Here is a 7,422-nt window from a genome sequence, read left to right on the forward strand (position 1 = left end):
TTGCCAAACGTGCGTGAGAACTCCTGGTCCTGGCCGTAAGACTCGCGTAAGAGAAGCCGCTTATTCGCGCTTCTTTGGAGACCTCCGGCCTATCGTCTGTTGGGGCCGAGACGGTACTGGAGGCTGCGATCCGCCGCGTGCACTGGGCGCATCACGCCGTGATGGTTGTGCCGACTCTAGTTGAGACGGGCGGCGACCACACGGGCTGTTAGCGATTCGCTCATCAACAGCGTCCCGCAATGAACAGTACTCCCGATGTGTTTGCTCAAAAAGTATTGCTTCTCGCTGCTTCGCAGCATGGCCAGCCATCTTGTCGGGCAGGGGGTACGTCTCCATATGGAAGGCGTGCTCTCCTGCCCTGATAAACGCTGTGCGAGAGCGCAGCGACGGAAGCTCCGTTGTAACCTCACCGGCAGAGCTAACTGGCGGACGTTCAAGTATTGGCTCACCGATGAGAGCACCGGAAACCGTCGACAAGTCAGCGTGGAGGCTGGCGGCAACGGTTTCCTTGTCGCCATAAGGAAACGCAATCTCGCTCATGGCTTCAATGAAGGCATCCATCTTTTCGTTGTTCACACGGCCATCCCGCTCGGCCGTGTAGAGGAACTCATTCAAGAGGGCGAGGGTACGCCGGACATTATTAGCAGTGAAGTGTCTCTCCCCCCACCCAAAGTCCAAATAATCACCTGCCCGCATACGACTTCCTTGGATGAGCGGGTAAACATGCCTCATAGCAAACGATTTGACTGCCTCGACAGGATGGTGATCGAGTGCGCTTGCTACATCAGCCACCAGATTGGGGCGGTTCCAGTTCTTCTCAAGTTGGGCAAACAAGGAAGCAACCTCGACAGCATCATGCGGCGTTGTGTGGAAACAGACGACGTTTCGCGCCGTGAGGACGCCGCGCTTGTTCATGTCCAGGCCTGGCTGGTCGAGCTGGTTCATGTACTGGTGTGCAAGGACGAGCCTGGCGCCATACTTGCGTCCCCCTACAAACAGCTTGACGAACTCGCTGGTGACAAAGTTGTGAAACTCGTCCACGATCAGCGTGTAACTATCGCGCCAGCCCTTATCTCGCTCATCGAAAGTGGCGGCGTAGAAGAGTGAGAAGAGAGCGACACCGACAAGGCCTGCGGCCTCACCCATGACATCACTATCTACAGGCAATTTAATGAAAAGGCTGCGACGCTGCTGTACGAGCTGAGCCACATCCAGAGGAGAACCAGGAGCACACAGCAGACGACGCAAGAGATCATCTGAGAGAAGCCGGCTGAGCCGGTTAAGAAACGGCTCCATCTGGATCGACCGCTCGCGGGGAGACAGAGAGAAAAGGTCGTGCTCCCAGAACGCACGCGTATCCCGCACCTGAACATTACGCAGAGCCGGACGAACCGCGTCTGAACTACGAAACCACTCCGGCACGTCGACCAACGTACAGTCCGGGTTGTAGATCAGGGTGTTCGTGACATGGCGAAGGAGCTTCTCAGCGTACTGACCCGCCTCGATCTCCGGCCAGATACGTCGGAACACACGAAGTACCCGGCCACGTGTCCGTGCCCGTTCGGTCTCATCCGATGGATCTGCGCAGTGGAAGATATTGAGGTGGAACGGATAGCCCCTGGCGTTGCTCAGGTCGAGAAGATATGTGTCGCTGAGTCGCGCCTCTGGCATGCGCGCAATGATGTTGTCGATGAGCTCGCCATGTGGGTCCAGCACGATGACGCTGTCATGCTGCTCCATACGCTGATACACGATCTGCTCAAGCAGAGACGACTTGCCCGCACCCTGAGTGCCAAGCAGATATGTACCCGAACACAGCTCCTCAGCCGTGACAGTCACAGGCTGATCTGTTGACATATCCCGCCCCAGAACGATCGTGGCGGAGGTAACCTCAGCCAACTCTCTTTGCCAGGCTTCAAGCCTGGCCTGCTCCCGGGCGTAGGCCTCGCTACGGTCTATTTCGTCCTGCCAGAGCCGCAGCCACTCCTCAGTCATCCGAAGACCCCCGCGCCTTGATCTGCCTGACGATCCAGTCAGGGGGATAATAGATGTCATCACACAGCCAACAGCGGATGCGCGCGTACTCGACGCGCTCACCCGTCTCGTCGTCAAGGCCCATGACGCTCCATAACCCCCACTCGGGAACGGCACCGTGCTGGGTAATCTCGACCCAACTTTCCCCTCTACGGAAGGTCCGACCACAACCGAAAGCGCAAGGAAATTGCTCCGCAGGCATTACGCCCTCCCGTGGAACCATTGAAAGCGATACAAAAAGGCCCAGAGGCCGAACGGGGGGGTCCGAGCGGAAAAAAGTCTAGTCTCAGCGTAGAGCGGTCATGGAAGGTCCGCGAGTTGAGAGCCATTGCAAGTCAGCGTCGCTTCACAGCGACTGAGTTGATCTCCCGCGCCTTCTTGGTTTCACCGCTTCGTGCCTTGTACTCCCGCTCGTGCATGTAGCCCACGACCTCGACCTCACGACCCTTGACCAGTTCCTCGGCCTCGGCTCTCTTCTGAAGACTGGCTGCACGGTCGCCATAAGCGAGGATGTCGTGCCACTGGGTCTCGCCGCTCTCCAGGTGGACGGCGAGAGGGAACTTCCCAACGAGCTTGCCGCCTGCGGTCGTTCGGAAGGTTGGGGTGCGCCCGAGTCGACCGACCAGCTTCACGCGCTGGCCCTCGGCCTCCTTGGTCTCCGAGGCCGGCGAGGAGTCCTTCTGAGCCTGGTCCTGCTGTCTGATCCGGGCAGCTCGGTCGAGCGGGTGCTCGTCCTGAGGGCTTGCGGCCGCTGTGGCCTCTCGCACCTTGGGCGCAGGCTGCACATGGCCGTTGGTCATGGGGTCGCCGACACGCTGGATCATCGGGCGCTCGTCAGGGAAAGCACCAGGTATCCGCTCAGGGCCGGTCTTCTCCGGGGGCTTGGGAGCGGTAACCACCACCGGAGCCGGTGAATCCAGGCGCTCGTCTACTAGTGGTTCAACAGCCTCTTCACGCGTGATGATCTGCGCGGTGTCCTCAACGTCATCGGGAAGCCCCGGGACGGAGGCCGGGCCAGTGTCGACCTGGTACCCCAGGGTCAGTGCGCCATCAGGATGGAGAGCAACGGTTGAGTGCTCGTGATCCTGGTCCTTTTGCAGAAAGACGATGCCCTCGTCTTCAACGGTAGGAAGAGAGCTGCCAAACAGCTCGATCCTCGCGCCCTTGGTGGTGATACGGGAGACGCCCGCCTCGGGGAAGGTATCGAGACTCAGGAAAGCCTTGTCGGAGCGGACTTGGAAGTGTTTCCCCTCGCCGTAGGCGGGATCGGTCACCGGGGATACCTCGGTGCCTAACGCCTTCGCGACGGCTTCCCCGTCGAATGTTGGTCTTGCTCGTTCTGTCATATGAGAACGGATTATACGAATGCAGAACGAGGAAAGATGTAAGATAAATTACAAAACGAATCAACGATGAAAAGGCATGCCGCCAAACATGCCTTTAGTGCCCATAATGCGGGGGCGCTCTATTCGATCATACCAATAGCTCTTCGCTTTATGGCCCGCATCCGTCATAGCCCTAAAAATATCACGCTCTTCCTTGGTTAGCCCTACACCAACTTTTCGCTCCCTTCGCGCCAGCTTGTCCTTCTCCAATCGCTCATCATCTCCAGACTCATCTTCGACTATAGAATGCGCAAGAGCCTCGCGATCTTTGAACGATTCATCAACGTCCTGATGCGATACAGGCGCTACGCCCTCAGCATCGCTGGCGCTTGGCGGGTTCTTGTCCCTCTTCAAAATGCGCCTACGCACAAACACCACCACCTCTGTGCCTTCAGGCACAGTAAGCCGGAGTTCGCATTTCTCGTGAGGATAGAATATCCGATGATCGCTCCTTCCTCTTTCCATATGGTGGTATTTTACTCCCGCATTTCAATTTGCGCAAGAGGAGAAAGGTGTTATCACTCTAATGGATCAACGTTTCACCCAATTGGCAGAAGTCATGTTGCAAGTAGCCAATCATTAGATCTTTACTCTTGTGTAGAGGCAACCTTCAAGCGGAAAGACTTCCTTAGAAATGGATCACCACACCTCCAACTTAAGTCAGATTTGCGACCTTGAGTCAAATGAAAAGATAGCTCGCTCGGTTGCTGTAGGGCTACTAAATACAACCACGCAATGGCGAGTACGCGCGGTAGAAAGAATTGATCTGACGAGCGCGAGTTGGGCAGATCGAAGACGTTCTATCCAAGTGGGGCCGCTACGCCAGCACGTACAAGTCGGCGGTATCCGTCCCCATCACACGCAGGCAACACTATGGTTGCCTGTTGGGAACTTCCCAAGAGGGCCACTTCTTGACTTCAATCTGGAGGTTGCCGGAAAACCTGCCCTCCTTCTCCGAAGTAAGCAACACTCAAGCATCTTCTCCCACTACCTCATGGCTCTCGCAGACCAAGCAGAAATCGCAGTATCAAGTGACATCGAGAGTTTCTTGAAGGCAATTTTTAGCTTCACTACAGCCGCATGGCAAGACTTGTACGGAAAATCTATACGGTCTCAGAAGGAGCGGCAAAAATTGCTAGTGAAGTACTTCAACCAGTATCCAATAAATGGGTTGACCGGTAATTCGCTAGGGCCTGCACTAATTCAGTCGTGGGACAATGCGATGGAGCCTGTTCGCCGGATGGTTGCCGGAAGAATGGAACCAAGCGTCGACAGTCCAACATTCAATCCTCTTCTCGCCCTACCCGGAGCATCACAATTCAATGTAACCATCTCGAACGAGAACGATGTCACCCAACTTGTGAATGCACTCAGAGATTTCTTGGTAGATGTTTATAATCGCCACGGAGTGACGACACTCAAAGAAAAGGCGGCGAGAAAGCTGCTGATCCTTTACGCTTCTTACGGTGACCACTGGGATGCGGTTGCGAGATGTACTGTTCCTCTCGATGAGCCTTTTATGATCAAAACCGCAGAAAAACGGGGTCTACATCTAGGCCCGCCCAGAGAAGTAGCAAGCAGCCATCGCAAGCCACGGGGTTGGCGTACCGCAAAGTCCTCAAGCCAGCTCATCGTGTGGGGCGATGCACAATCCAACCACGTGAGTATCCATGTAACTGACACCAACGTAGAACTAGTCGGCGATCTTCGAGCCCTAACCGAGCGGCACGAAGTAGTAAACGATGTACCACGGTATTACGAATCCACACCCGAATTTATGGCCTTCCAAGACGCAGATCGAGGGCGTTTCTTCCGTCTTTGGCTGGACTTGCCTCTCAAGACAAGCCTACCTGCAACCATCAGTCGATGGGTAATTTTCATTCTCACTTCCACTGCGGTTCTAGCTTTCACAATCTTTGTTCTGCACTGGTTCAATGTGGGCTCTCAAAAGACCATGTCAGGTACTGATGTCGCTGTCGTCCTTGTACCCTCGGCCATTGCAGCTTCTCTACTGCTAGTACGAGAAACTTCGACACTCAGCTCCGAGCTCACAAAAAGATGGTACATCGCGATTGGCATCAGCCTTGTGCTCTTGTGGCTAGGGATCCTGGTCGCTTACGGAGCCGAGCGGATCACCTGGGGATAAATCCTCCTCTCCCTGAAAAGGAATCCTAATGAATCAACCTCCCCAACCTGCCCCACTTACAGAAGAACAGGAAAGGCAACTACGACTAGACCGCAATCTGTCTACCATCGCCAAGATCCTACTGGCGGTCTTTGTGGGTGTAGCAGGTATTGGTACGGCATTCGGGATCTCTCAAAGCTCCCTGCTTATGGCCATCAGCGAGCACCCGATTCGATACATCGTATCGACTATCTTGGGCGTCGTGGCTATCGGTTTCATAATTTCATCGCTCTTCGCGGAAGGTGATGAGATCGGCAATCGAGTACAGGCCGGATTGTTGGGAGGCGGAGTATTGCTGTACATGATTGCACTGGCACTAGTGATCGGCGGTGTTGTGGAAACATCCACGGGGAGTAGTCGACCTAATGTAATCGACGTATCGGTGAGACCGAACAATGCAGTAGAAGTAAGCTTCAGGGTCCATGCTGATGGGGTCGGTAAAGGCGAAATGATCATCGTTGAGGTTGGATGGGAAAATCAAGACTTCAAGAATGGAGACCTGCTTTATCATGCGGTACTGCAACCAAATAAGAAGGGAGATGTAAACGAAAGCGTCAGATTTTCTTTTAAATCTAATGGTCTCTCCCGCCTCACAATCCGTGCTCGACCAGACCATGTATCAGCCGATGATCTGACCTGCGAGTCGGATAGAACACCCAAGAATGTAAGCTGCGCGACAGTTACGCTGCCGCGACACTGACAGCAGTTAGGACTTGCACAGAACCGCAGTCCCCACTCGGGCGCGATGTACACCTCATCAGCGCGCCCTCAACAGCGACTGGGAATAACTAAGCCACGGTGGGCAGGGCAAGAGCATCCGGGATGACGCTCTCCGATGAGCCAGCCCCTTACGTCCTCATGCTCCATTGCTCGGCGTTGCTGCCCTCCCTGCTGGTGCCTGCAAGATCCCGAGCGGTAACCAACGTGCAACCTGGCCAGACAGCAACCGGTGAGTTCCCCACGGTGATCAAAGACACGAACGTCAAGCTCAACATCAGCGACTTCAACCGCACAAAGGCGTACTAGCCTTACTCCGGCCGCCAGTGCATCGCGTCATCCATGGATGACAAAGATGGATCTTCCTCAATCCACTCTACGGCCGTGATCACGTCATCGGCGTGGTGCTGCTTGAATCCGGCCCTTGCCATACGCGCCCTGATCTCATCCTCCGAGATCTGCCCCGCCAAGGTGTCATACACAACCTCTCCCAACACCTGCTCCTGCTCAGGCGTCGGGAACTTGGCTGGTGACTCAAACGAGGAGCCGTTTTCCTCGTGCATACAAACCACTCTGCCATGATGTTGTACGTCTCGTAAGCGGGCGCTTCGCGCCTGACAACGCGTCGCCATCCCTCGTAGATCCCCTCTGCCGGGCTCTGGTGACCCGACAGACCCCATATATAGGGAGAGGGCGTCTCACAGATTTCTCACAAACCACGTTGCGACAAACTAGCTCCCAGGCCCCTGACCTGGACGTTTACCGTCCTCCCTGGACGGTACGGACCCCCTGACCTTGGGCTCAGCTTCTGGGGGTCAAGGGGTCGCAGGTTCAAATCCTGTCGTCCCGACAGAGTGCCTGGGGTGTTTTCCCAGGTCAGGGCCTTGTTTCACTTCGGTGGAACAGGGCCCTAGGCCACTTCAGGCACGTACCTCCCACAGCGGCGAACGCGAGGAGACGGCCGCGCTGCGGCGGGATAACCGCCGACTGCGGGATGCGCACTCGCCAGCCAGATGGGCTAACACCACCTTAGCTTGGCGTTTAACGTCGCAGGTCACCCGACCTGCTGATCTGCGGTTCTTTCCAGGACAGCGGAGGCGG

At 55.8% G+C, this 7,422-nt stretch carries 7 protein-coding genes; 3 read left to right on the forward strand and 4 right to left on the reverse strand.

Features of this window, described 5'->3' with window-relative positions:
• Positions 1-60: 60 nt before the first annotated feature.
• From F3T56_RS38375 to F3T56_RS38385, 3 genes are all read right to left on the reverse strand, one after another.
• On the reverse strand, positions 61-1,995 hold the full coding sequence (locus F3T56_RS38375) for a type IV secretory system conjugative DNA transfer family protein (protein WP_172639337.1): 1,935 nt from the start codon (positions 1,993-1,995) through the stop codon (positions 61-63).
• Positions 1,996-2,369: 374 nt separating this feature from the next.
• A complete protein-coding gene (locus F3T56_RS38380; protein WP_172639338.1) occupies positions 2,370-3,308 on the reverse strand; it encodes a single-stranded DNA-binding protein in 939 nt (312 codons plus the stop codon).
• Between the two features lie 132 nt (positions 3,309-3,440).
• The gene (locus F3T56_RS38385; protein WP_149830099.1) at positions 3,441-3,800 is read right to left on the reverse strand and encodes a hypothetical protein; all 360 of its coding nucleotides are present in this window, start codon (positions 3,798-3,800) and stop codon (positions 3,441-3,443) included.
• A 613-nt stretch (positions 3,801-4,413) separates the two neighbouring features.
• Between F3T56_RS38385 and F3T56_RS38390 the strand changes: the two genes are divergently transcribed.
• The 3 genes from F3T56_RS38390 (at position 4,414) to F3T56_RS47210 (ending at position 6,630) form a co-directional block, all read left to right on the forward strand.
• Positions 4,414-5,565, forward strand: a complete 1,152-nt coding sequence (locus F3T56_RS38390) for a hypothetical protein (RefSeq protein ID WP_149830100.1) — start codon at positions 4,414-4,416, stop codon at positions 5,563-5,565.
• 28 nt (positions 5,566-5,593) lie between these two features.
• Positions 5,594-6,304 carry a hypothetical protein gene (locus F3T56_RS38395; protein WP_149830101.1) on the forward strand — a complete coding sequence of 237 codons (711 nt, stop codon included), beginning with the start codon at positions 5,594-5,596 and terminating at the stop codon, positions 6,302-6,304.
• Positions 6,305-6,426: 122 nt separating this feature from the next.
• The gene (locus F3T56_RS47210) at positions 6,427-6,630 is read left to right on the forward strand and encodes a hypothetical protein (RefSeq protein WP_149830102.1); all 204 of its coding nucleotides are present in this window, start codon (positions 6,427-6,429) and stop codon (positions 6,628-6,630) included.
• 2 nt (positions 6,631-6,632) lie between these two features.
• Here F3T56_RS47210 and F3T56_RS38405 read toward each other — a convergent pair whose 3' ends face one another.
• The gene (locus tag F3T56_RS38405) at positions 6,633-6,884 is read right to left on the reverse strand and encodes a hypothetical protein (RefSeq protein ID WP_149830103.1); all 252 of its coding nucleotides are present in this window, start codon (positions 6,882-6,884) and stop codon (positions 6,633-6,635) included.
• Positions 6,885-7,422 lie beyond the last annotated feature (538 nt).

Origin of the sequence: Streptomyces tailanensis (genome assembly GCF_008386495.1) — a bacterium.
Taxonomy (GTDB): domain Bacteria; phylum Actinomycetota; class Actinomycetes; order Streptomycetales; family Streptomycetaceae; genus Streptomyces; species Streptomyces tailanensis.

Coding starts and splice junctions, on each gene's coding strand:
- F3T56_RS38390 (WP_149830100.1), top strand. CDS start 4,414: ATGGCTCTCGCAGACCAAGCAGAAATCGCAGTATCAAGTGACATCGAG.
- F3T56_RS38375 (WP_172639337.1), bottom strand. CDS start 1,995: ATGACTGAGGAGTGGCTGCGGCTCTGGCAGGACGAAATAGACCGTAGC.
- F3T56_RS38395 (WP_149830101.1), top strand. CDS start 5,594: ATGAATCAACCTCCCCAACCTGCCCCACTTACAGAAGAACAGGAAAGG.
- F3T56_RS38405 (WP_149830103.1), bottom strand. CDS start 6,884: ATGCACGAGGAAAACGGCTCCTCGTTTGAGTCACCAGCCAAGTTCCCG.
- F3T56_RS47210 (WP_149830102.1), top strand. CDS start 6,427: ATGACGCTCTCCGATGAGCCAGCCCCTTACGTCCTCATGCTCCATTGC.